20 protein-coding genes are annotated in these 22,270 nt (G+C 71.9%); 11 read left to right on the forward strand and 9 right to left on the reverse strand.

Going from position 1 to position 22,270, the window contains the following annotated elements; all coding sequences use genetic code 11:
- Positions 1-33: 33 nt before the first annotated feature.
- On the reverse strand, positions 34-1,029 hold the full coding sequence (locus tag EDF53_RS10855) for a LacI family DNA-binding transcriptional regulator (RefSeq protein ID WP_123293585.1): 996 nt from the start codon (positions 1,027-1,029) through the stop codon (positions 34-36).
- Positions 1,030-1,501: 472 nt separating this feature from the next.
- Here EDF53_RS10855 and EDF53_RS10860 point away from each other — a divergent pair, with 472 nt between their 5' ends.
- Complete coding sequence (locus EDF53_RS10860; protein ID WP_173169786.1) at positions 1,502-2,182, forward strand: endonuclease domain-containing protein; 681 nt, start codon at positions 1,502-1,504, stop codon at positions 2,180-2,182.
- Positions 2,183-2,274: 92 nt separating this feature from the next.
- Here the strand turns inward: EDF53_RS10860 and EDF53_RS10865 are convergent, their stop codons facing one another.
- Genes EDF53_RS10865 through EDF53_RS10875 form a run of 3 tightly spaced genes read right to left on the reverse strand, consistent with a single transcriptional unit; the run spans position 2,275 to position 5,929 of the window.
- Positions 2,275-4,509, reverse strand: coding sequence for a YhgE/Pip family protein (locus EDF53_RS10865; protein WP_123293587.1), 2,235 nt, complete (start codon positions 4,507-4,509; stop codon positions 2,275-2,277).
- The gene (locus EDF53_RS10870) at positions 4,506-5,267 is read right to left on the reverse strand and encodes a hypothetical protein (RefSeq protein WP_123293588.1); all 762 of its coding nucleotides are present in this window, start codon (positions 5,265-5,267) and stop codon (positions 4,506-4,508) included. The genes EDF53_RS10865 and EDF53_RS10870 overlap by 4 nt, the downstream gene beginning before the upstream one ends.
- Entirely contained in the window at positions 5,264-5,929 is a 666-nt protein-coding gene (locus EDF53_RS10875; protein ID WP_123293842.1) for a TetR/AcrR family transcriptional regulator, read from the reverse strand. The genes EDF53_RS10870 and EDF53_RS10875 overlap by 4 nt, the downstream gene beginning before the upstream one ends.
- A gap of 161 nt (positions 5,930-6,090) precedes the next feature.
- On the opposite strand from EDF53_RS10875, the gene EDF53_RS10880 reads away from it, so the two are divergent.
- Positions 6,091-9,765 carry a S8 family serine peptidase gene (locus EDF53_RS10880; protein WP_185021012.1) on the forward strand — a complete coding sequence of 1,225 codons (3,675 nt, stop codon included), beginning with the start codon at positions 6,091-6,093 and terminating at the stop codon, positions 9,763-9,765.
- A gap of 175 nt (positions 9,766-9,940) precedes the next feature.
- Positions 9,941-10,105, forward strand: a complete 165-nt coding sequence (locus EDF53_RS19355; protein ID WP_159573348.1) for a hypothetical protein — start codon at positions 9,941-9,943, stop codon at positions 10,103-10,105.
- Positions 10,106-10,192: 87 nt separating this feature from the next.
- Here EDF53_RS19355 and EDF53_RS10885 read toward each other — a convergent pair whose 3' ends face one another.
- From EDF53_RS10885 to EDF53_RS10895, 3 genes are all read right to left on the reverse strand, one after another.
- Positions 10,193-10,366 (reverse strand): antitoxin, encoded by a 174-nt coding sequence (locus EDF53_RS10885; protein WP_123293590.1) that lies wholly within the window; start codon positions 10,364-10,366, stop codon positions 10,193-10,195.
- A 106-nt stretch (positions 10,367-10,472) separates the two neighbouring features.
- Positions 10,473-11,354, reverse strand: coding sequence for a L,D-transpeptidase (locus tag EDF53_RS10890; protein ID WP_123293843.1), 882 nt, complete (start codon positions 11,352-11,354; stop codon positions 10,473-10,475).
- 76 nt (positions 11,355-11,430) lie between these two features.
- Complete coding sequence (locus EDF53_RS10895; protein WP_123293591.1) at positions 11,431-12,801, reverse strand: hypothetical protein; 1,371 nt, start codon at positions 12,799-12,801, stop codon at positions 11,431-11,433.
- A gap of 382 nt (positions 12,802-13,183) precedes the next feature.
- On the opposite strand from EDF53_RS10895, the gene EDF53_RS10900 reads away from it, so the two are divergent.
- The 5 genes from EDF53_RS10900 (at position 13,184) to EDF53_RS10920 (ending at position 18,202) form a co-directional block, all read left to right on the forward strand.
- On the forward strand, positions 13,184-14,479 hold the full coding sequence (locus tag EDF53_RS10900; RefSeq protein ID WP_123293844.1) for an adenylosuccinate synthase: 1,296 nt from the start codon (positions 13,184-13,186) through the stop codon (positions 14,477-14,479).
- A 2-nt stretch (positions 14,480-14,481) separates the two neighbouring features.
- Entirely contained in the window at positions 14,482-15,042 is a 561-nt protein-coding gene (locus tag EDF53_RS10905) for a low molecular weight phosphatase family protein (protein ID WP_123293592.1), read from the forward strand.
- A gap of 226 nt (positions 15,043-15,268) precedes the next feature.
- Positions 15,269-16,243, forward strand: a complete 975-nt coding sequence (locus EDF53_RS10910; protein ID WP_123293593.1) for a CPBP family intramembrane glutamic endopeptidase — start codon at positions 15,269-15,271, stop codon at positions 16,241-16,243.
- Complete coding sequence (locus tag EDF53_RS10915; RefSeq protein ID WP_123293594.1) at positions 16,230-17,537, forward strand: sensor histidine kinase; 1,308 nt, start codon at positions 16,230-16,232, stop codon at positions 17,535-17,537. Before EDF53_RS10910 ends, EDF53_RS10915 begins: the two co-directional genes overlap by 14 nt.
- A complete protein-coding gene (locus EDF53_RS10920; protein WP_123293595.1) occupies positions 17,534-18,202 on the forward strand; it encodes a response regulator transcription factor in 669 nt (222 codons plus the stop codon). The genes EDF53_RS10915 and EDF53_RS10920 overlap by 4 nt, the downstream gene beginning before the upstream one ends.
- Positions 18,203-18,211: 9 nt before the next feature.
- Here the strand turns inward: EDF53_RS10920 and EDF53_RS10925 are convergent, their stop codons facing one another.
- Positions 18,212-19,438: an MFS transporter gene (locus tag EDF53_RS10925; RefSeq protein ID WP_123293596.1), complete on the reverse strand. Its 1,227-nt coding sequence runs from the start codon at positions 19,436-19,438 to the stop codon at positions 18,212-18,214.
- A gap of 54 nt (positions 19,439-19,492) precedes the next feature.
- Here EDF53_RS10925 and EDF53_RS10930 point away from each other — a divergent pair, with 54 nt between their 5' ends.
- Positions 19,493-20,341, forward strand: a complete 849-nt coding sequence (locus tag EDF53_RS10930) for a helix-turn-helix domain-containing protein (protein ID WP_123293597.1) — start codon at positions 19,493-19,495, stop codon at positions 20,339-20,341.
- Here the strand turns inward: EDF53_RS10930 and EDF53_RS10935 are convergent.
- Entirely contained in the window at positions 20,254-20,727 is a 474-nt protein-coding gene (locus tag EDF53_RS10935; RefSeq protein ID WP_123293598.1) for a hypothetical protein, read from the reverse strand. The genes EDF53_RS10930 and EDF53_RS10935 overlap by 88 nt on opposite strands.
- A 124-nt stretch (positions 20,728-20,851) precedes the next feature.
- Here EDF53_RS10935 and EDF53_RS10940 point away from each other — a divergent pair, with 124 nt between their 5' ends.
- Both EDF53_RS10940 and EDF53_RS10945 read left to right on the forward strand, forming a co-directional pair.
- Complete coding sequence (locus EDF53_RS10940) at positions 20,852-21,475, forward strand: TetR/AcrR family transcriptional regulator (protein WP_148058324.1); 624 nt, start codon at positions 20,852-20,854, stop codon at positions 21,473-21,475.
- A 294-nt stretch (positions 21,476-21,769) separates the two neighbouring features.
- Entirely contained in the window at positions 21,770-22,231 is a 462-nt protein-coding gene (locus tag EDF53_RS10945; protein ID WP_123293600.1) for a GNAT family N-acetyltransferase, read from the forward strand.
- The last annotated feature ends 39 nt before the right edge of the window (positions 22,232-22,270 follow it).

Here is a 22,270-nt window from a genome sequence, read left to right on the forward strand (position 1 = left end):
GGCGGACGCGGGACGGGCCTCCCGGCAGCCGCGTCAGCGCGGGGCGGTCGTGCGGCGAGCGACCAGGCGGGGCTCGACCAGGGACTCGGTGGCGGCCAGCCCCGGGTCGGCGATGCGGGCGAGCAGGCGCTCGCCGGCGCCGCGGCCGATCTCGACGCTGCGGTCGTCGATGCTCGTCAGGCCGACGTAGCGCGTGGCGGCGACGGGGGTGTCGTCGTAGCCGATGACGGAGACGTCCTCGGGGACCCGGAGTCCGCGTTCGGCGAGTTCGGACAGTGCTCCGAGGGCCATCACGTCGTTGGCGGCGAACACCGCGGTGACGTCGGGGTGCTCGTCGATCAGGGCGCCGAGGGCGCGGGATCCGGCCTCTTCGGTGGGTTCGCCGGGCAGGACCACGACGGCGGGACTTGCACCCGCACTGGCCGCGACGGTGCCCTCGAACCCTGCGCGGCGTTCCTTCGACGCCGCCGAGCTCGCCCCCACGAAGCCGAGCCGCGTGTGGCCGAGTGCGAGCAGGTGCTCCGCGGCCATCCCGCCGCCAGCCCGGTCGTCGTTCGCCACGGTGTCCGCGCGGGGGATCGACACGCGCCCGCCGGCGATGACGACCGGCATCGACGCCGGGATCGCCAGGTCGGTGTCGGGTTCGCCGGCGATGACGATGCCCTCGACGCGCATGGACAGGAAGCCCTCGACCGGCGAGGCGTCGAGCCCCGTGTTCAGGAACCGGTCCGCGACGACGAGACGGTGGCCCTGGTCCTGCAGGGCCTCGCGCAGCCCGGTGAGCAGGTCGACGAACCACTGGTTCCGGAAGTCGTCGAGGACCACGCCGACGGTGCGGCTGCGGGTGCCGGCGAGGGACACCGCGGCGGTGGAGGGCCGGTAGTCGAGCTCCTGGATCGCCGTGAGCACGGCGGCCCGGCGCTGGTCACTGACCCGGGGGGAGCGCTGCAGCACCAGGGAGACGAGGGACTTCGAGACCCCGGCGCGCGCGGCGACGTCGTAGATGGTCGCGGGTTTGCCGTCTCCCATGATGCGCTTCGACCTCCGTTGGTTCGTCCGTCGATCGTAGCGGGCGGCGGGGTTCCGTTCGGTGCGTCGAGTGAGCAGAAGACGACGGGTGCTGGATGCTCACCCGTCTTCTTCTGCTCACTCGGTGCGCGGTGCGAGTCCTCCACACGGGAGGCGCGGTGTGCGTTGTGCACCGAACAAACGTTCGGCCTGCGGAGGCGGGGCGCGGGGCGCGAGCGTGGTGCGCATGCAACCACGCGCACTTCCGCCATCGCTCCGCGGGCGAGCGTTCGACGTCGGAGCCGCTGACCGTGCGGGTGTTCCGCGTGAACGGCTCCAGCGCCGAGACCTCGTCTGCCCGACGCGGTCCATCCGCTGGGCGCGTGACCGTCAGCCGGACCAAGTCCAGCGAATCCAGGCACTGCGACCGGTCCTGTTGCCTGGCCAGTTCATCAGCCACCTGTCGGCCGCAGTCCTGTGGGGGCTCCCGATCATGTGCTCTGACGACGATCCGGTCCACATCACGAGCGTGCTGCCGCAGACCCAAGCCCGTCGGAGCGGGGTGGTCGGGCACCGCATCGCGGCAGAGCGCGCGTCGGTCCGACTTCGTCGCGGCATGCCGGCGAGCGCGCCTGACGCGGTCTGGGTCGAGTGCGGCGCGATGCTCGACGCCGACGAGCTGGTCGTGCTCGGCGACGCGATCGTCACCGAGCGCCGCTGTGCGACGACTCCGGGCGACCTCGCCGTCGCGCTCGCCGCAGCCGGCACCCGCCGTGGCGTCCGCAAGCTGCGGACGGCACTCGAACTCGTGCGGGTCGGTGCTGGCTCACCGCAGGAGACCCGGGCGCGACTGACGATCGTGCGCGCCGGATTGCCCGAGCCGGAGCTGCAGGTCGACGTGCTCGACGAGGCAGGGCGGTTCGTGGGGCGCGTCGACATGGCGTACCCGGAGCAGCGCATCGTCATCGAGTACGAGGGGGACCAGCACCGGACCGACGCCGAGCAGTGGGGTCGTGATCTGCGGCGCTACCGCGAGATGGAGCGGCTCGGCTGGGCGGTCGTGCGGTGGACGAAGTCGGACCTGGGCGTGCACGTGTCCGGCGCCGTCGACCACCTGAGGGAGCTGCTTGCGCATCGGACTCGTCTCGCTCCTCGCTCCGGTCGCACCGAGTGAGCAGAAGACGACGGGTCGCCTCGGGCCACTCGTCGTCTTCTGCTCACTCGGCGAACGCGGGGCGCGCGACGCGACGCTGCCCCGCGCCCCCGCTACCCGATCAGGCTCGGGCGCAGGTCGCGCAGCGTGCGGGAGCGGGTCTGCCGTGCCGTCACCACGAAGGACACCAGGAGCGCTCCGAGCAGCCAGCAGAGCAGCACGCCCGCGTCGGACCACGCGGCGCCGAGGTTCCCGCCGTACATCGTCTGCCGGATCGCGTCGACCGAGTACGTCATCGGCAGCGCGAAGTGCAGCGCCGCCAACGGCCCCGGCAGCGTCTGCCACGGGAACGTGCCGCCGGCGGTGACGAGCTGCACGAGCATGAGCACCAGGCCGAGGAACTGTCCCACCGACCCGAGCAGCACGTTGAGCGCCATGATGACCGCCGCGAACGTCGCCGAGGCGAGCACCATGATCCCGATCGTGCCGCCGACGTGCACCACGTTCAGGTCGAGGGCGAAGCGCACGATGAAGAACAGCGCGACCATCTGCACCAGGCCGAGCAGCGCCGGGGTCAGCCAGCCGCCGAACACCACCGCGAGGGGCTTCCGCACCGCGGTGATCGCCCGCTTCGAGATCGGCTTGAGGATGAGGAACAGCGCGTACATGCCGATCCAGGCTGCGAGCGAGATGAAGAACGGCGCGAGGCCGGCGCCGTAGTTCGACGCCGCGGCGACGTTGTCGTCCCCGACCTTCACCGGGTCGGAGATGACCGAGGCCTGCGACTCGCGCTCCGAGGCGTTCGACGCGGGGATCTTCGTGCGGCCCTCGTCGAGCGACGCGGCGAGCTTCGAGGACCCGGTCTTGAGCTTGTCCAAGCCGGAGACGAGCGACGAAGCACCCTTGTCGGCGGACGCTGCGCCAGTCGCGAGCGACGAAGCACCTGACGACAGCGTGGGTGCGGCGGACGCGAGCGCAGACGTGCCGTCTGCGACCTTCGAGGCACCCGTTGCGAGCGTCGACGCCCCGTCCGCCGCCGACGCGATGCCCGAGGTCAACGTCGGCGCCGCTGCAGCCAGCTTCGACGTCCCGGCGGCGAGCGTGTCCGAGCCGTCGGAGAGCTGCTGGATGCCACTCGTCAGCGACGGAGCCTTCTCGGCGAGCTGCGATGCTCCGGCGGACACCTGCGCGCTGCCGGTCTTGAGCTTCTGCAGGTTGCCGGACAGCGCTCCGGCACCGGTGCCGAGATCGGCACTGCCGGTCTGCAGGTCGTCGAGCCCGGCGAGCAGCTCGGTCTTCTGGTCAGCGTTGAGCACCGTGGACGCCTGTACGACGGGCTTCAGCGACGCGACGAGTTCCGGCGACTGCGCCGAGAGCTGCTGGACACCCGCGATGAACGGCGCGGCCTTGTCGGCGAGCTCGGCGTTGCCGCTGGCGACCTTCGATGCACCGGCCGCGAGCGTCGCCGAGTCCGCAGGCAGGGTCGACGTCTGGTCACGGAGCTGGTGCAGCCCGGTCTGCAGCTGCTGCGCCCCACTGTCCAACTGCTGCGTCTGCGACGGCAGCGCCGCCGTCTGCTGCTGCGCACTCGCCAGGCCCGAGGCGAGCGTGGAAGCACCCGAGGCAACCTGCTGCGCCCCGCTGTCCAGCTGCGCGGTCTGGGACGGCAACGACGCCGTGCCGGACGCGAGCTCCGCCGCACCGGACGACAGCTTGCCGGTGCCGTCCGCCAGCTTGCGAGCCCCCGAGTCCGCCTTCGCGGTGCCGGAGGCGAGCTGGTCGGCCCCGTCGACGGCGTCGCCGAGGCTGTCGCGGACGTCGGCGAGCCCGACGAGCAGGGTCTTCGCCGCCTGCTTGCCGACGCGCTCGGCGACGGCGGTGCGCATGGTCTTGCCGGCCTGCTCCGCGATGGTCGAGGCCAGGTACGAGTTCGTGTCGGCCGTCGTCATGACGAGCTTCGCCTGCGTCGGGTCGTCCGACTGCGCGGACACCAGGTGCTCGGAGAAGTCGTGCGGGATCGTGACCACGAAGTCGTAGGTGCCGTTCCGCACACCGGAGCGGGCGTCGGCGGCGCTGGTCTTCGTCCACTTGAAGTCGGCGCCGTCGATCGCCTCCTTGGTGACGTCGGTGCCGTAGTCGACCTGGTCGCCGTCGAGGGTGGCCCCGGCGTCGAGGTTGACGATCGCCGCGGGGATCTGGTCGAGCTTGGCGTACGGGTCGCGGTTCGCCCACAGGTACGCGCCGCCGTACAGCAGCGGCACGATCATCAGGGCGATGAACGCCAGTCGTGCGAGCGGGGTCGCGGTGAGTCGCGCCAGTTCGGCGCGGACGAGCGAGGTGGTGGTCACGGGGTTGCCTCCGTCGGGACGGTTGCGGATTCTGCGGTGACGGAAGGGCCGGACGGGAGGCCCGGCTCGGTTCCGCCGGACAGGGCCGCGTCGTCGGGACCCTCGGTCTGGGGCGCGACGTGCGTCGCGGCGTCGTCGCGCGTCTGGACGGTTTCGGTCGTGTCGAGCAGCGTCTCGACGGTCGCGGCTGCGGCCTTCGAGGTGACGAGCACGACGGTCACGCCGCGTCGGGCGACGTCGCGGAGGACCGCGAACCACTCCTCGACGGCGCCGCCGTGCCGCTCGGGCGCGGTGACGACGAGGCCGGTGACGCCGTCGCGGAGCAGGGCGAGCTCGACGAGCAGCCGCACGCGCACGGCGGTCGGCACCCGCTGGACCGGGGTGTCCGCGTAGTGCCCCAGGCCGAGTTCCTCGAGCACGGTGTCGACGTGGTCGCGCGAGGGGCGCTGGGCGGCGAACGCGAGCTCCTCGCGCACGATCTGCTTGACGGTCATCACGGGGAAGGGCTCGGCGACGCCCGGGGTGTCGACGAGGGCGAAGGCGCGGCGCACGGCGGCGGCGTCCTCGTTCCCGTCGAGCAGCAGCCGCCCGGTGTCGGGCTGCATCCGGCCGCCGGCGACGAGCGAGGCGAGCACTGGGGCCTGCTCAGTCTCGACGGCGACGACCCCGGGGTGTCCGGGTGCGGCGACGGCGGAGACGACGGGCAGTGCCGCGCCGGGCTGCTCGCCGATGCCGACGTGGTCGAGTTCGAGCGTCATGCGGGGTCCTTCACGGGGGAGACAGCGGAGCCGGTGGCCGGGGCCGCGGGTTCGGACAGCAGTGCGGTGCGCCAGTCGATGCCGGCCATGCCGAGCGCCGACAGCACCACCATGCGCCGTCCGGCCTCGTCCGGGGTGCCCGACCGGGTCGCCTCGTCGAGGACGGCGATGCACGCACCCTCGACCAGACGCCCGAGGGTGGCCGGGTCGACGTCGTCGCGCATGGCGCCCTCGGCGATCCCGAGCGTGCACGCCTGACGGACCTGGGCGCGCAGGGGTGCGAACACCTCGGCGACGGGCTCGGCGAACGGGCTGCGCACGGCGACCCGGGCCATGGACCGGACGTGCGAGACCTCGGTCCAGAGGGTCACGGCGATCGCGGCGAGCCGGGCGGCCGGCGGCAGCTCCTGCAGGTCCGAGGTGGTCGGCATGGCCGCGGCGATGCGAGCGGCGCCGGAGGTCACGACCTCGCGCACGAGGTCGTCACGTGACGGGAAATGTCCGTACACCGCGCGGCGCGAGAGTCCGGCGGCCGCGGCGATCGTCTCGATGGAGGCGTCCGGATCGCGCTGCAGGCATGTCCGTGCTGCGTCGAGGAGGGCTGCCCGGTTCTCGGTCGCGTCGCGGCGGGGGGCGCGTGCGGGGTGGGAAGCAGTGGTCACGAACCCCATCGTAATAACGTGCACACGTGTGTGCAACTTAACAGGAAGACCGGCCCTCGAACGGGGGTGTCCCCCAAAGTGCGGACTGCCCTTTCTGAATGTAAGCGCATAACTTCACAGCAATCTCATGCGAACCACGGACTGAGCCTGGAGTGCCCTCTTTGAACCGTGCAACACCGAACCACGACCCGAACCCGACCCCGAACTCCCATCGCATCGCACGCGTCCTGACCGCCGGCATCGCCGCCGTGGCCCTGACGTGCGGCGGCCTCGCAGTCGGGGGCGCGGCCTCCGCAGCTCCGGCCGGGGTGTCGGTGGCCGACCTGAAGCTCTCCGCACCACTGCGCGACGCCAAGCCCACCAAGACCGTCGCCGCCTTCGTGCGCACGACCGGCCAGGGTGCCCTCGAGGTGGACGCGAACGCGAAGGGCGGTGACCTGACCAAGTCCAAGACGCAGTCCTCGGCAGCGAAGAGCCGCGTCAAGGCGATCGAGTCGACCACCGCGGCCGTCCGCGCAGCCGTCAAGCGCGCCGACGCCGACTCCACCGAGCTCTACTCGACCGAGTACACCGTCCCCGGTGTCGCGGTCGTCGCCGACGTCTCCGCGCTGCAGGACATCGCGAAGCGCTCCGACGTCGAGAGCATCATCCCGCTCACGCCGAAGAAGATCGTCGAGCCGACGGTCAACGCCGACGCGAGCGCCGCACCGTCCGGTGTGGACCCGAGCCTCGTGAAGCCGGGCGCCGACGGCGTCTCGCCGAAGAACGCCGCGAGCGACGTCTACACGCGCTCGCTCAACGCCTGGCAGCAGACCGGCCACACCGGCAAGGACGTCAACGTCGCCGTCCTCGACACCGGCCTCGACTACACGCAGGCCGACTTCGGCGGACCCGGCACCACCGCGGCCTACCAGCAGGCCCTGGCGAACGCGAGCTCCGGCGCCCCGGACCCCAGCCTGTACGACGCGTCGAAGTTCCTCGGCGGGTACGACTTCGCCGGTGCGACCTACAACGCCGACCCGACCGACCCGGCCTACGACCCGGTGCCGGCTCCGGACGACAACCCCATCGACGGCAAGGGCGGCGACCACGGCACGCACGTGTCCGGCTCGATCGCGGGCTACGGCCTGACTGCCGACAAGCAGCAGTTCGACGGCGACTACACCAAGCTCACCACGCAGCAGGTGCAGGACATGTGGATCGGTCCGGGCACCGCGCCCGAGGCCGGCCTCTACGCCCTCAAGGTGTTCGGTGACGGCGGCGGTTCGACCGACGTCACGGGCGCCGCGCTCGACTGGGTGGGCCAGGCGCTCACCGAGGGCAAGGACATCAACGTCCTGAACCTGTCGCTCGGCTCCGACTACGGCGCACCGGACGACCCCGACAACGCCAAGATCGACGCGCTGACCGCCCGCGGGGTGCTCCCCGTGATCGCCTCGGGCAACGCCGACGACTTCACCGACATCGGTGGCTCGCCGGGCAACGCCGAGGGTGCGCTCACCGTCGCCGCGAGCGCCACCGGTCAATCGCTGTACGACGGCGTGCAGGCCACGGCCCCCGCGAACGTCGCGAAGACCTACCGGTCGCAGTACTCGCAGAACTTCACGGGCACGCTGCCGGTCGAGGGTGACGTCGTCGTCCCGACCAGCAACATCGACGGCTGCGCCGCGTTCAGCGCCGCCGACGCCGCGAAGATCGCGGGCAAGGTCGTCTGGCTGAAGTGGACGGACGGCGCGCTCGAGTGCGGCTCCGGCGTGCGCTTCAGCAACGTCCAGGCCGCCGGCGGCATCGGCGTCCTGCTCGCGGGCACGATCAACACCTTCGACTCGGGCATCGCCGGAAACGCGACCATCCCCGGAGCCGAGCTGACGCTGGACGCCGCCACGAGCCTCCAGGCAGCTGCCAAGGCGGGGACCCTGCACGTGCGCCTCGCGGACGAGCTCAAGGGCTTCGAACTCGCCACCGACCCGGAGGCCGTGAACACGCTCGCCGCGTTCACCAGCCGGGGCGTCCACGGGTCGTTCAACGACATCGTCAAGCCGGACATCGCCGGCCCCGGGGTCAACGTGATCTCGGCGGCCAACGGCACCGGTGACGGCCGCATGTCGATGAGCGGCACCTCGATGGCCACGCCGGACGTCGCGGGCATCGCGGCGCTGACCTTCCAGGCGCACCCGGAGTGGAGCGCACCGCAGGTCAAGGCGGCGCTCATGAACACGGCGACGCACGACGTCAAGGACGGCTCGCGATCGGCGACCCTGCTCCGGCAGGGCACCGGCCGCGTCGACGCCCTGCAGGCCGTGACCGCCGGCACCACCGTGCGGAGCGTCGAGAACGACCTGCTCGTCACCGCCTCGTTCGGTGTCGTCGAGGTCTCGAGCGCGACGACCGAGAGCCGCACCCTGCAGATCGCGAACACCGACGGCGTCGCGCACACCTACGACGTGGCCTACCAGCCGCAGGTGTCGCAGCCCGGCGTGACGTTCGCGCTCAACACGAAGCGGGTCACCGTCCCGGCGAACCGCACCGCGACGGTGAAGCTCACCTTCACGATCGCCGACCCGACGAAGCTCCGCCGCGTCATCGACCCCACCCAGGAGGCGGTGCAGCAGGGCTACCAGCGCGAGTTCGTCACCGCCGCCTCGGGCATCGTGGCGTTCACGCCGACCGACACGACCGCGGTGCCGCTGCGCGTCGGTGCGTACCTCGCACCGAAGCCCGTCAGCTCCGTGCAGGGTCGCTCCACCGTCGCCTTCACCGGCCCGGGCAAGTCGGCCGACCTGACGCTCAAGGGGCGCACGGTCGACCAGGGCGGCCTGACGACCGGCTACCACGCCGCCGTCGCACCGTTCGTACTCGGCGGGACCGACCCGGTCGAGTCGTTCCCGGCCGGCTCGGCGAAGCGCTCGCTGCAGGCAGCGGACATCCGCTCCTACGGCGCGAGCTACGACAAGGCCTCGGACACGATCGCGTTCGGCATCCAGACGGCCGGTCCCGACGCCAACCCCGGCGCCGTGACCAACGTCGAGGTGCTCATCGACACGAACCGTGACGGCGAGCCCGACTACCTGGTCTACAACGCCAAGTCCGCCGCGGTGGACGCGACGTTCGCGACGACGATCGACCTGGCCAAGGCTGCTCTGAACGACCCGGACGTCGACCCGGTCGTCGACGTCCAGCCGCTGAACGGCGGGGCACCCGGCCAGGACGTCAACACCTTCGACAGCTCGGTGAAGGTGCTCACGACCACGGGTGCGCTGATCGGCGCGAAGGGCAAGTTCACCTACTCGGTCCTGACCGAGTCGGCGTACGCCCCGGGTGCCGCGACCACGGGTTCCTCCGTGGTGGACGAGACGAAGAGCGCCTCGTTCGACCCGTCGAAGCCGGCACTGTCCTTCGCGCAGGGCCGCAACACCGGCGTCCTGTTCGCCGACTCCGGCGCCCTCCGGGTCACCCGAGCGTCGGGTGTCACGAAGGCCACCGTGCTGCTCCTGCACCTCGGCAACGCGTCGGGCAAGCAGGCCGGCACGTCGACCATCTCGGTGACCCCGCCCACGCTCGCGCTCGCCGCGGGCAGCAAGGTGACGGTCAGCGGGACGGCGAAGGTCGGCTCGAAGCTGTCGGCGAACCACGGCAAGTGGAGCACGACGAAGGCGACGTACAAGTACCAGTGGCTCCGCGACGGCAAGGTCGTGAAGAAGGCCACCGGTGCGACGTACAAGCTCGGCACGTCCGACGCGGGACACAAGTTCTCCGTCAAGGTGACCGCGCACGCCTCGGGCTACAAGGACGGCACCGCGACGTCCAAGTCGACCGCGAAGGTGTCGCGGAAGTAGTCGCCGCGAGCGCTTCCGCGCGCCGCACATGGTGAGCAGAAGATGTCGGGTCCCGCGTTCGGACCCGACATCTTCTGCTCACGAAGCAGGGCCGGGGCCGGGGACCGGGACCCCGGGAACGCGGAATCGGGACAGGTAGTTAGACAAACTAGTTATTGGGTGCCAGGGTTGCAGCATGCAGAACACGCTGAGCCAGCTCCGGGCCAACCCGACCGAGTGGCGCCGGCGGGGGCTCACCCCGCCCGACGTCGTCCAGGCGATGATCGAGCAGCGTCTCGCCGAGCCCGGGTACTCGCAGCCCGTCGGCGACCCGTCGTACCAGGACTTCTTCCGCGCCTGATCGCGGAACGCACGTCACATGCGGACGGGAGGCCCGGTGCCAGCTGGCACCGGGCCTTCCGTCCGTCACCAGGGTGCGTACCGGGCGTTACTCGCCGACCTTGTCGTCAGCCGCCTGCTGGGCCTTGTCGATCTGGTCGCCGTGGCCGCCGCCGGTCGCCTTGTCGGCCGCGTCGCCTGCCTTGTCGAGGCCGGCGTCGGACGCCTGCTCGCCCTTGTCGCTGTTCGCGAAGTCCTTGGCCTTGTCACCGAGGTCACTCATGTCGTGCTCCTTCCGATGGTGGATCTGACGGGTCCGACGGTGCTCCGGACTCACCGAGCGTCCACGCAGCCTGTGTGGTCCGGACGAGAGGTCGCGGTACCGGTGACTACGCGACCATCTGCACGACGGTGCCGAGCGGGAGTGCGTTGATCGCATCGACGGCATCACCGTCGAGGCGGACGCACCCGTGGGACACCGCTCCGCGGGCGACGGATTCGTAGTGCACGCCGATGAGCCCGCCGTCGTCACCGCCGAACGGCTCGTCCGCCGCTGCGGAGTGCAGCGTCGTCAGGTTGATCTGGTGCACCGTCTGGTCCTGGGCGGGATCCAGGTACCTCGCCTGGATGTAGCCGACGACACCGGTCGGGGTCGGAGTGTCCCCGGCACCGACGCCGGCCGGGAACTCGTGCACGACCTTGCCGCTCGCAGCGACGATCGACACGGTCTGGTCGCCGACGGAGATGACGACGTGGTCGTCGAGCGCGCCGCCCTGGTGCAGCAGGCCGCGGCGCATCCAGCCGGCGGTCTGGGCTGGAGCGCCGCCCGGTGCAGCTGACGGCAGTGCCTGTCGGCTCGGGGTCATGACGAGGGCCCAGTCGCCCTGGAACCGCAGCGGGACGACGACGGTGGGGTCGCCGAGGAAGTTCTCGGCTGTGAGTCTCGCGACCGGCTCGGTGCGGTCGTCGCCGTAGAGCGGCGCGTCGCGCTGGATCGTGTACGCGTGTCCTGCGGCCTCCGGGACGTCAGGGTCGTACGAGGGCAGGAGCCCGCCGATGACCGCGTCGTACCGGGCCTCGGGGAGTGCTGCGACCGTCTTCGTCGACGGTGCGCGGTAGGGCTCGGCGGACGCCGTCGGGGCCGCCGTGGCGGTACCCGTGCTGCTCGCAGCGGTCGGGGCGGGATCAGCGTGGCAGGACGCCAGGCCGAGCGAGAGCAGCACTCCGGCGGCGACGGCGAGGACGAGGCGAGCTGAGCGAGTTGCGTGCATGTGCGGATTCCGGGTCGGGACGGCGAACGGGGACGCGACGATCCGTCGCGCCCCCGCTCGGTGGATGGTTCCGGTGTCAGCCGCTGACGACCGGGAGTGCACCCACGGCCGGGGTGCGGCCGGCGGTCGGAGCGGCGCCGCCAGCGCCGGTCTCGGTACCCGTGCCGGTGCCGGTGCCGGGGGTCGCGCCCTGGTCGCCGCCGTCGCCGGGGGTTGTGCCCTCGTCGCCGCCGTCGCCGGGGGTTGTGCCCTCGTCGCCACCGTCACCGGGGGCCGCTGCCACGGCGGGCAGCGTGATCGAGAACTCGATGTTGCCCTGGCCCTGGCCGCCACCGACCTGGTTGACGCTCAGGTCCTGCTCGACAGCAGCCGAGTCCGAGAAGGTGCCCGTGGTGGACCAGTTGCCGTCGGCGTCCACGATCGTCTGCGGAGCAGCGCGGTTGCCATCGGCGTCCAGCACGTTCACGGTGTCGCCCACGGCGCCGGTCCCGGTGAAGGTCACGGTGCGCGAGTCGACGGTGTCGCCGTCGGTCGGGCTGGTCAGCGAGAAGTTGAAGTCCGCAACCGCGGCTTCGGCGCGAGCCGTGACGGTGACGGAGTCGACCGTCGACAGGTTCGCGCGCTGCTCGTTGATCGTGTAGGTGTGCTCGTCGGTGTCGGTGCCCGGGATCTCGTACGAGATCGTCCAGGTGCCGTCGTCGGCGATCGGGGTGCGGCGGACGGGGTAGCCCACGTCGAAGTTCACCGTGTTGCCGACGGCGCCGGTACCGGAGACCGTCAGCGTGCGGCCGGAGACCGACTGCGACGTGACGGCGAAGGGCAGGACGGCTACTTCGGCGCGAGCCGTGACGGTGACGGAGTCGACCGTCGACAGGTTCGCGCGCTGCTCGTTGATCGTGTAGGTGTGCTCGTCGGTGTCGGTGCCCGGGATCTCGTACGAGATCGTCCAGGTGCCGTCGTCCTTGATGGCGGTGCGCTGCACCGGGAAGCCCACGTCGAAGTTGACGGTGTTGCCGACGGCGCCGGTGCCCGAGACGGTCAGCGTTCGGCCGGAGACCGACTGCGACGTGACGGCGAAGGGCTTGTCCGTGGCCTCGGGGGCGGCGGTGACCGTCACCGAACCGTCCTGGTTCAGGCCCTTGAGCTGCTCGAACGTGTAGGTCTGCGTCGTCGTGTCCGTACCGGGGATCGTGTACGAGATCGTCCAGGTGCCGCTCGCCGGGATCTCCTGGCGGGTGTTGCGGAAGTCCTCGTCGAGCTGGATGTTCTCACCAGGGGTGCCGGTGCCGGTCACCGTCAGCACGCGGCCGGAGACCGACTGGCTGGTGATGGACAGGTCGGCGGGGTCGGCCATCGCAGGGGAGGCGGCGAAGGTGACGCCACCGACGACGATCGCGGCGCACGCCGGGAGAGCGAGCGCCTTCTTGCTCCAGAGAGCCTTGTTCATCGTTGAACTCTTCTTTCCGTGCTGCATGAGGGCACGACTGTTCTGATGCATCCGGGCGCGCTGCAGCGTCCGGTGGTGCTCACGCGAATCTCGCGCTGGCTGAACGGAGTGGGTTGGACTCCGACGTGACGCCGACAGGGAAACCGACGTCGCGGTGCACGATACGTCGCGCTTCCCGAGATGTTCCGGCCTGGAACTATTTGTCCCCCCTTGTGGGGACGTTCGGTGCGCACCGACGCGTAATGAGGACAATTCACCGACGCGGCGACGGTGCGGGCGACCGTGTCCGATGGGTGGCGCGCGAGTGACCAGCCGATAGACTCGGGTGGACCACCGGCCCGCCTGGTCGCGTGAGGTCCTCCGCCAACGTGAGGAGAACCAGATGCCCGCAGCAGTCATCATCGGAGCCCAGTGGGGCGACGAGGGCAAGGGGAAGGCCACCGACCTCCTCGGCTCCCGCATCGACTACGTCGTGAAGTTCAACGGCGGCAACAACGCCGGCCACACCGTCGTCGTCGGCGGCGAGAAGTACGCGCTGCACCTGCTGCCCTCCGGCATCCTCACGCCCGGCGTCACGCCGATCATCGGCAACGGCGTCGTCGTCGACCTCGAGGTGCTGTTCCAGGAGCTCGACGCGCTGAAGGCCCGCGGCGTCGACACCTCGAAGCTGCTCGTGTCGGCGAACGCCCACCTCATCACGCACTACCACCGCACCATCGACAAGGTGACGGAGCGGTTCCTCGGCAAGCGCCAGATCGGCACCACCGGTCGCGGCATCGGTCCGTCCTACGCCGACAAGATCAACCGCGTCGGCATCCGCGTCCAGGACATCTTCGACGAGAACATCCTGCGCCAGAAGGTCGAAGCGGCCCTCGACCAGAAGAACCACCTGCTCGTCAAGGTCTTCAACCGCCGCGCGATCGATGCCGAAGAAGTGGTCGAGTCGCTGCTGTCCTACGCCGAGCGCCTGCGCCCGATGGTCGCGGACACCGCCCTCGAGATCCACCGGGCCCTGGAGCGTGGCGACACCGTCCTGTTCGAGGCCGGTCAGGCGACCATGCTCGACGTCGACCACGGCACCTACCCGTTCGTGACCTCGTCGTCGGCGACCGCCGGTGGCGCAGCGACCGGTTCCGGCATCGGCCCGGGCAAGCTCGAGCGCATCATCGGCATCGTCAAGGCGTACACGACCCGCGTCGGTGCCGGTCCGTTCCCGACCGAGCTGTTCGACGAGTCCGGCGAGTTCCTGCGCGCCAACGGCTTCGAGTTCGGCACCACGACGGGCCGTCCGCGCCGCTGTGGTTGGTACGACGCCCCGATCGCCCGGTACACCGCGCGCATCAACGGCGTGACCGACTTCGTGCTGACCAAGCTCGACGTGCTGACCGGGCTGTCGACGATCCCCGTCTGCGTCGCGTACGAGGTGGACGGCGTCCGCGTGGACGAAGTCCCCGTGAACCAGTCCGACTTCCACCACGCGAAGCCCGTGTACGAAGAGTTCCCCGGCTGGACCGAGGACATCACCGGCGCCCGCTCGTTCGACGACCTGCCGAAGAACGCGCAGGACTACGTGCTCGCGGTCGAGGCGATGTCCGGCGCGCGGATCTCCGCGATCGGTGTCGGTCCGGGCCGCGACGCCATCGTCGTCCGGCACGACCTGCTCGGCGCCGGCGCCTGACGATGCGGGTCCTGTTCGTCTGCAGCGGCAACATCTGTCGTTCGCCGCTCGGCGCGCAGGTCCTGACGGCGCGACTCGGCCCGGACGCTGCGGCGTTCGTGGTCGAGTCCGCCGGCACCATCGCCGACGACGGTGCCGCGATGGACGGCGCCGCCGCGGCACAGTCCGTCCGGCTCGGCGGTGACCCGTCGGGGCACGGCTCGCGCTACCTGACGGCCGCGATCGTCGAGGAGGCCGACCTGGTGCTGACGGCCGAACGGTCGCACCGCGCGGCCGTGGTGTCGCTCGCACCCCGGGTGACAAAGCGGGCGTTCACCATCAAGCAGTTCGCGCGGGTGCTCGCGGGGCTCGAGCCCGGTGACCTGACCGACGTGCACTCGCCCGAGGCCCTGGGCGAACGGGTGGCCCGCCTGCGCGGCACCGTCCCGCCGCCGGCCGACCCCGCGGACGACGACGTCGACGACCCCTACCGCCGGTCCGAGGCGACCCACGCTCGGGTCGCCGACGAGATCGACGCCGCGCTCGCGCTGATCGCCGACGCCCTCCGGGCCGCGCTGCGCTGACGCCGCGCTGCGCTGACCCGCACGGTGCGAGCTCTGTCGTCCGGTGCGAGGTTGGTGGCTCGGTGCGGGGTTGTGGCGGCGCACGGAGCGGTCAACCTCGCACGGGCCGGCGGACACCGCACCGTGCGCCGCAGCCGCGCCACCGCCTGCACCCTTCGATGCAAGTCCGGCAGGTGCATCCCGAAGCCGGTCGTCCCGCGACGCCGCAGTTCCTAGCGTCGTGTGCATGACGAACACCACCGAAGTCCGGCCCACCGCCGGCACCACTCCGCAGGGGCGTGGGGGAGTCAGCGGCGTCATCGCCCGGCACCCGCTCGTGTCCTTCTTCACCCTGGCACTCGGCCTGAGCTGGCTGGCGTGGATCCCGTACATCCTGTCGCCGCACGGCCTGGGCGTGTGGGACCTGCACTTCCCCGAGGTCCTCGGCTCCGCGCAGTTCACCGGCGTGCTGCCCGGAGCGCTGCTCGGCCCGTTGGGCGGCGCGTTCATCGTCACCGCGGTCGCCGACGGCCGTCCGGGCCTGCGCCGCTGGGTCGGGCGGCTGTTCCGCTGGCGGGTCGCCTGGTACTGGTACGCCCTGGCGCTCGTTGTCGTGCCGGCCGTGATCGTCGCGTCCGCGCTGCCCTTCGCCGGCGGTGACGTGCGTGCTCCCTCGGCGCTGGCGTTCGCCGCCCTGGTGCCCGGCCTGCTCATCCAGCTGTTCTCGACCGGCCTGAGCGAGGAGCCCGGCTGGCGCGACTTCGCCCTGCCCCGGCTGCAGCACCGCTTCGGAGGGCTCGGAGCCGCTGCGATCCTCGGTCCGATCTGGGCGCTCTGGCACATGCCGCTCTACCTGAGCGACTGGGGCGGGTGGCCGAACGCACACTGGAGCGAGCCCGTGGTCTTCGCCCTGTTCACGATCACGTTCAACGTCGTGATGATCCAGGTGTTCAACAAGACCGGCGAGAGTCTGCCCCTGGCCCTGCTGCTGCACGTCGGCGTGAACAACACGATCTCGACGCTGTTCCCGGAGATGTACCCGAGCATGACCGCCGGCACGCTGATGATCGGCCTGACCATCACCTCGACCGTCGCCGCCGCGGTGCTCCTCGTGGTGACCCGCGGCCGCCTGGGCTACGACCCGGCTCGCCGTTCGCTGCCGATCGACGCCCCGGTCCCCGCCCGCACCCGCCTCGTAGGATCACACGATGGCCTCCGCTGACCCGCGCACGCGCACGTCGCGCGACGGCGACCCGCGCGCCCGCGACCGCCGCGTCGACGTGCTCGTCGCGCTCGGCACGGCCGTCGTGGCCCTCGGCCTGCTGATCGGCCTGCCGCCGCTCGACGCCCTCGAGCCGGACGGCCCCGCCCTGGCCCTGCGGGTCCCGGCGCCGTTCACCGCCGCGTGGACCGTCCTGGCGCTCGGCCTGCTGGCCCAGTCCGCCGCCCTGCTCGCCGCCCGTCGTGCACCACGGACCGTGCTGGTCGCGGTGTCCGCGCTGCCGGTACTGGTCGCCGCGCTCGCTCCGCAGTCGCTCGACCTGTTCGGTCTCACCGCCCTGCCGGTGGTCGTCGCCGTGGTCCTCGCCGCCCTCCGTGTCCCGCTCGCACGCCTGTGGCCGACCCTGCTGGTCGCCGGCGCGCTGGTGGCAGCGGGCAGCGCGGTCCTGTCCGGCGCACTCGGCCAGGGCGTCCTGCAGGCCGTCGGCGCCGTCGGGCTCCCGCTCCTGGTCACCCTGCTGGTGCGGTCCCGCCGCGAGGTCCGCGCCGCCCGCACCGCCGAGGCGAGCGCGGTCTTCCGCGAACAGGACGCCCTGGTCGACGCCGCGGTCTCCCGCGAACGTGCCGCCATGGCCCGCGAACTCCACGACATCGCCGCTCACCACCTGTCCGGCATCGCCCTGATGGCCGCCGTCATCGACCGTCAGATCGACAGCGACCCGGAGCGCGCGCACGAGGGTGCCCGTCAGGTGCGGGAGCAGAGCACCGCCGTCCTCGACGACCTGCGCCGCCTGGTCGGGCTGCTGCGCGAGGACGTCCCCGCCGAACGTGCGGTCGAGACGGTCGCCGGCATCGTCGACCTGGTCGAGCGAGCTCGGTTCCGCAGCGACGTACGCCTCGACGTGCTCGCTGGTGACCACGCGCGCGGAGCACAGGCGCTGGCCGACGGCGTCGGCCCGCTCGCGCAGCTCGCCGCCTACCGGACGGTGCAGGAGGCGCTGGCCAACGCCGCCCTGCACGCCCCGTCCGCCCCGTGCACGGTCACCGTCGACGACCGCGACCCGACCCGGGTGGTGATCCGGGTGGAGAACGCACCGGCTGCCGCTCCGGCAGCGCCGACCTCACCGTCGGGCGGCAACGGCCTGCGGGGGATGCGCGAGCGGGCGGACCTGGTGGGGGCGAGCCTCCAGACCGGTCCCACCGCCACCGGCGGATGGCTGGTGGAGCTGGCGCTCGGCCGGGAGGCACCTGCCGCACCCGCGCAGGCCGCCGCCGGTGGCGGAGTGGTCGCGTGATCCGCGTGCTGGTGGCGGACGACCAGCCGCTGGTCCGTGCCGGGGTGTCCGCCCTGCTCGGCGCGGAGGCCGACATCGAGGTGGTCGGCGTGGCCGCCGACGGCGGCGAGGCGCTCGCGCTGGCGCGCTCGTTGCGGCCCGACGTCGCCTGCCTGGACATCCGGATGCCCGTGATGAACGGCATCGAGCTCGCGCGGCTGTTCTGCGCTCCCGACGCCGACCCGGCGATCCCGGTGCTGATGCTCACGACGTTCGACCTGGACGACTACGTGTTCGGTGCGCTCGAGGCCGGTGCCTCCGGGTTCCTGCTGAAGGACGCCGAGCCGGACACCATCGTCGACGCCGTGCGGCAGGTCGCCGCGGGGAACGGGACGCTCGACCAGGCCCTGACGCGGCGGGTGCTGCGCGAGTTCGTGTCGCGACGGAGCCTGCAGCCGGTGTCGGGGGACCGGGCCGACGGGGTGCTCACCGCCCGCGAACGTGAGGTCCTGCTGCTGCTCGCGCAGGGGATGTCGAACGAGGAGATCGCGGTCGCGCTCGTGCTCGAGGTCTCGACCGTGAAGTCGCACCTGGCGCGGATGCTCCCGAAGCTCGGGGTGCGGTCACGGTTGCAGGCCGTGGTGTGGGCGTACCAGAACCGGATCGTGGCGGTCCCCGAACCGTAGGACGCTGTGCTACCGGCGGAGCACGTGTCGGTCGCGGCTCGCGGCGGCACCGGCCACGAACTGGAGCACGAGCAGAACGAGCAGCACCACGATCGGCACGGTCCAGCCCCCGGTCGCGGTGTGCAGCAGGCCGAGGCCGAGCGGCCCGAGCCCCGCCAGCAGGTACCCGATGCCCTGCGCCATCGTCGACACGTGGGCGGTGTGCCGGGCATCGGGGGAGCGCCACACGATGTAGCTCAGCGACAGGCTGATCGCGCCGCCCTGACCGAGTCCGAGCAGCGTCATCCACACCCAGGCGCCCACGGCCGGCGCGATGAGCAACCCGGCGAACCCGGCGGCGCAGAGCACCACGACGACCAGCACCGGCAGCCAGGCCGGGCGCAGGCGTCGGGCGATCGCCGGCCCGGTGATGCCGGTCAGGATCCCCGGCAGGCTCGAGTACGCGAGCATCAGTCCCGCGGTGTGCGCCGAGACGCCGGCGTCCTGCAGCACCGTCGGCACCCACGTCAGGAACGCGTAGTACGACAGGCTCTGCAGCCCCATGAAGCCGGTCACGGCGATCGCCACGGGGTCGCGGAGCAGCCGCGCGAAGGTCGGTTCGTCGGCGGCACCCGCGCCGGTGGTGCGGGTCGGGGCGTCCGGGCGCTGCAGAGCTCGCGGCAGCCACACCACGAACGCGATCGCCGCCGGGATCGCCCAGAATGCCAGTGCCGGGCGCCACGACCCGGCGAACGCGGCCATCAGCGGGACGACGGCCGCCGAGGCGATCGCCGCACTGAGGAACAGCGCCGTCGAGTACAGGCCCATCATCAGCCCGACCCGGTGCGCGAAGTCGCTCTTGATCGCGGCCGGCATGCAGACGTTCGCCACCGCGATCGCCGCTCCGGCCAGCACCGTGCCGCCGTAGAGGGCCCAGCCGTGCGGCTCGAGCCGGAGCGCGATGCCGATCGCCAGCACCGCCATCGTCAGGCCGAGCAGCCGGTGCAGGCCGATGCGCCGACTGAGCACCGGGGTCAGGAACGCGAACGCCCCGAACGCGAACACCGGGATCGTCGTGAGCAGGCTCGCCGCCGACGGGGACAGCCCCAACGACCGCTCGATCGCCCCGAGCACCGGCCCGACCGAGGCCACACCCATCCGCAGGTTGATCGCGATGAGCAGCAGGCCCGCGCCGACGTACCAGCCGGCGAGGAGCCGTGGTCTGGTGGTCGTGACGGGGATCGAGGCGGTGGTCATGGGTCGATCCCACCACTGCTCGTCACCGGCCCGGAACACGTAGACTGCCGCCCGATGTCGGATTCCAGCCAAGTGCCGGTCGACGCGCGGACCGTCGACCTGCGCACCGAGGCCGCCTTCGCCTTCGCACACGCCGAGACCGTCCCGACGCACACACACCCGCTCGGTCACCTGGTGCACGCCGCCTCCGGCGTGCTGTCGCTCATCACCGACGACGGCGCGTGGATCGCGCCGCCCAACCGCGTCGCGTGGGTGCCGGCCGGTGCCGAGCACCGGCACCGGGCCCACGGGGTGACCGACATGCGGGTCGTGTTCCTGTCGGCGGACGCAGCCACGGGCCTCCCGTCCGGTCCGGCGGTGCTCGCCGTCTCGGCGCTGGCCCGGGAGGCACTGCTCGCGTTGACGACGGACGCCCGCCGTTCCGAGACGGCGATCGAGCACCTGCGGGCGGTCGTCGTGGACGAGCTCGCGTCCGCGCCGGAGCAGCCGCTGCACCTGCCGCAGCCGCGGGATCCGCGGCTGCGGCAGGTGGTGCGCGAGGTCGAACGGGACCTGACCCGGCCGCGCGGACTCGGCGAGCTGGCGCGCGAGGTCGGCGTGGGCGAGCGGACGCTCAGCCGCCTTTTCCGGCAGGAGACCGGGATGGGGTACCGGCAGTGGCGGTTACAGCTGCGGGTGCACCGCGCGCTCGTCCTGCTGGCCGGCGGGGCCTCGGTGACCGACGTCGCGGCGGCGTGCGGGTGGGCGACGACGAGTCAGTTCATCGACCAGTTCACGCCGCTCGTGGGCATGACGCCCGGGGTGTACCGGCGGCGTCAGCCGGTGGTGAGCGGGTCGGCGGCGCCGGGGACGACGAGTCGCCAGACGCTGTCGTCGTCGTCGGGGTCGGCCTTCGTCAGGTAGAGGCGGAAGCGGCCCTCGTCCGCGAGGACGTCGCCGTCGAGGTACTCGACGGGTTCGCCGCTCGTCGTGCACTTGTCCGACGTGCTGACGACCTCGATGGTGGTGCCGGGGTCGTCACCCTTGGCGACCTTCGTGACCTCGGCGTCGTGGACGTCGTAGACGCCGCCGATCTCGACCGTGCGGTCGGTCGTGGTGACCCGGGCGTCGACGACCAGGTCGGCGGCGTCCAGGCGCTCGGCCGCCGTCATGGGGACGTAGTCGATGCAGGAGCTCACGGAGGTCCCCGGCCCGATCCCCTGGATCCGGCCGTCGTCGCCGCACCCCGTGAGCACGCCGCTCGCGAGCACGGCCACCACCACGACCGGCACGATCCGTCCCCAACCCATGGGATGAGTATCGCTCGCACGTTGCTCCGTCGGGAGCACCGTGACCGGATCGTGCTGGTCCGATAAGCGAACAGGACCCGTTCGGGGGCTTTGGCGGGACGCGTGTGCCTGGTGTGGTGAATGCATGCACATCGAAATGCCGGACCCGGCGTCGCTCCGCTCGACGGTCGTCGAGGGGATGATCCGCGCGCTCCGGGCCCGCCCGCTGCACGAGGTGACCCCGGCCGTCGTCGCGGCCGAGGCCGGAGAGTCGGTCGACGTCGTCGACCAGACGTTCCCGAGCTGGGACGGCCTGCTCCTGGCGACGATCGACCGCTGGAACGACCAGCGCACCACGCCGCTCATGCCGCTCGCCGAACAGCACGGCACCGTGCCGTTCCTGCGTGCGATCGTCACCGCCAACATCGCCGACCCGTCGCTCATGCGGTTCCTCACCGCCAGCCTGAACATCGCCGCCTCGCCGGAGCACCCGCTGGCGCCGATGCTGCACTCCCGCTGGCGGCGCTTCCACGCCTTCGTGCAGCACTCCCTCGAGCGGGACATCCTGCTCGGCCGGGAGCCGCGGACCATGGAGCCCGCACGTGGTTCCGAGCAGCTGCTCGCGACCTACGAGGGGCTGCAGCTGCAGTCGATGGTGCGGCCGGAGATGGACCTGCTGGAGTCCTTCGACCGGGCCGTGACCCGCCTGCGCGAAGGATGGTCGCGGACCTACGTCGCGCCCGTCTGGGACCTCGACCTGGTGAGCTGACCCGGACCCTCGTGGGCTGACCCAGACCTCGTGGGCTGACCCAGACCTCGTGGGCTGACCCAGACCTCGTGGGCTGACCCAGACCTCGTGGGCTGACCCAGACCCACCACAGACCACGGACGCTAGGGCGTCCGAGGGCAGACGCAGCCGTCTGCATGCGAGACCGCTCGATTCGGGTTCGAGCGGAAGCGCACCCACCGTGCCGCCGCTCGATTCGGGTTCGAGCGGCGGCACGCACACCGATCACCCACGTGGCACGGCGACGACGCCGTGCCGGCGAGGAACGCACAGCACATGCAGCACCTGACGATCTCGGTCGCGGCCGAGCCCTTCGACCTCGAGGACGCCGTCCGGCTGCGCGCCGCGGCCCGGATCGAGGTCGACCGGCTCTACGGGCGCTCGGCCGACACCGGACGGCCGCTCACCGGGGCGACCGCCGCCGTGCACGTCATCGCCCGCGACCCCTCGGGCCTGGCGCTCGGCACCGGGTCGCTCAGCGCCGCGGGGGACGGGGTCTTCGAGATCCGCCGGCTGTTCGTCCGACCGGACTCCCGCGGGCAGGGCGTCGGCGACCTGCTCGTGCTCGAACTGCTCGCGCAGGCCGAAGAGCTGCAGGCACCGGCGGTCGTGGCGGAGATGGGAGTGCTGCAGCCCCACGCGGCCGCACTGCTCGTCCGGAACGGGTTCGTGCGGATCCAGCCGTTCGGGCCGTACCGCGAGGACCCCGAGTCGGTCTGCTTCTCACGGGCGCTCTGAGGCGCAGTCGCTGGGCGCTGCGGCCGGGCGGCTGCGCGG

Source organism: Curtobacterium sp. PhB78, from assembly GCF_003751685.1.
In the GTDB taxonomy this organism is placed as follows: domain Bacteria; phylum Actinomycetota; class Actinomycetes; order Actinomycetales; family Microbacteriaceae; genus Curtobacterium.

Excerpts from the sequence above, each read along its gene's own strand:
- EDF53_RS10855 (WP_123293585.1), bottom strand. The coding sequence starts at position 1,029 with ATGGGAGACGGCAAACCCGCGACCATCTACGACGTCGCCGCGCGCGCC.
- EDF53_RS10860 (WP_173169786.1), top strand. The coding sequence starts at position 1,502 with ATGTGCTCTGACGACGATCCGGTCCACATCACGAGCGTGCTGCCGCAG.
- EDF53_RS10870 (WP_123293588.1), bottom strand. The coding sequence starts at position 5,267 with ATGACGCTCGAACTCGACCACGTCGGCATCGGCGAGCAGCCCGGCGCG.
- EDF53_RS19355 (WP_159573348.1), top strand. The coding sequence starts at position 9,941 with ATGCAGAACACGCTGAGCCAGCTCCGGGCCAACCCGACCGAGTGGCGC.
- EDF53_RS10885 (WP_123293590.1), bottom strand. The coding sequence starts at position 10,366 with ATGAGTGACCTCGGTGACAAGGCCAAGGACTTCGCGAACAGCGACAAG.
- EDF53_RS10890 (WP_123293843.1), bottom strand. The coding sequence starts at position 11,354 with ATGCACGCAACTCGCTCAGCTCGCCTCGTCCTCGCCGTCGCCGCCGGA.
- EDF53_RS10895 (WP_123293591.1), bottom strand. The coding sequence starts at position 12,801 with ATGAACAAGGCTCTCTGGAGCAAGAAGGCGCTCGCTCTCCCGGCGTGC.
- EDF53_RS10900 (WP_123293844.1), top strand. The coding sequence starts at position 13,184 with ATGCCCGCAGCAGTCATCATCGGAGCCCAGTGGGGCGACGAGGGCAAG.
- EDF53_RS10905 (WP_123293592.1), top strand. The coding sequence starts at position 14,482 with ATGCGGGTCCTGTTCGTCTGCAGCGGCAACATCTGTCGTTCGCCGCTC.
- EDF53_RS10910 (WP_123293593.1), top strand. The coding sequence starts at position 15,269 with ATGACGAACACCACCGAAGTCCGGCCCACCGCCGGCACCACTCCGCAG.
- EDF53_RS10915 (WP_123293594.1), top strand. The coding sequence starts at position 16,230 with ATGGCCTCCGCTGACCCGCGCACGCGCACGTCGCGCGACGGCGACCCG.
- EDF53_RS10925 (WP_123293596.1), bottom strand. The coding sequence starts at position 19,438 with ATGACCACCGCCTCGATCCCCGTCACGACCACCAGACCACGGCTCCTC.
- EDF53_RS10930 (WP_123293597.1), top strand. The coding sequence starts at position 19,493 with ATGTCGGATTCCAGCCAAGTGCCGGTCGACGCGCGGACCGTCGACCTG.
- EDF53_RS10935 (WP_123293598.1), bottom strand. The coding sequence starts at position 20,727 with ATGGGTTGGGGACGGATCGTGCCGGTCGTGGTGGTGGCCGTGCTCGCG.
- EDF53_RS10940 (WP_148058324.1), top strand. The coding sequence starts at position 20,852 with ATGCACATCGAAATGCCGGACCCGGCGTCGCTCCGCTCGACGGTCGTC.
- EDF53_RS10945 (WP_123293600.1), top strand. The coding sequence starts at position 21,770 with ATGCAGCACCTGACGATCTCGGTCGCGGCCGAGCCCTTCGACCTCGAG.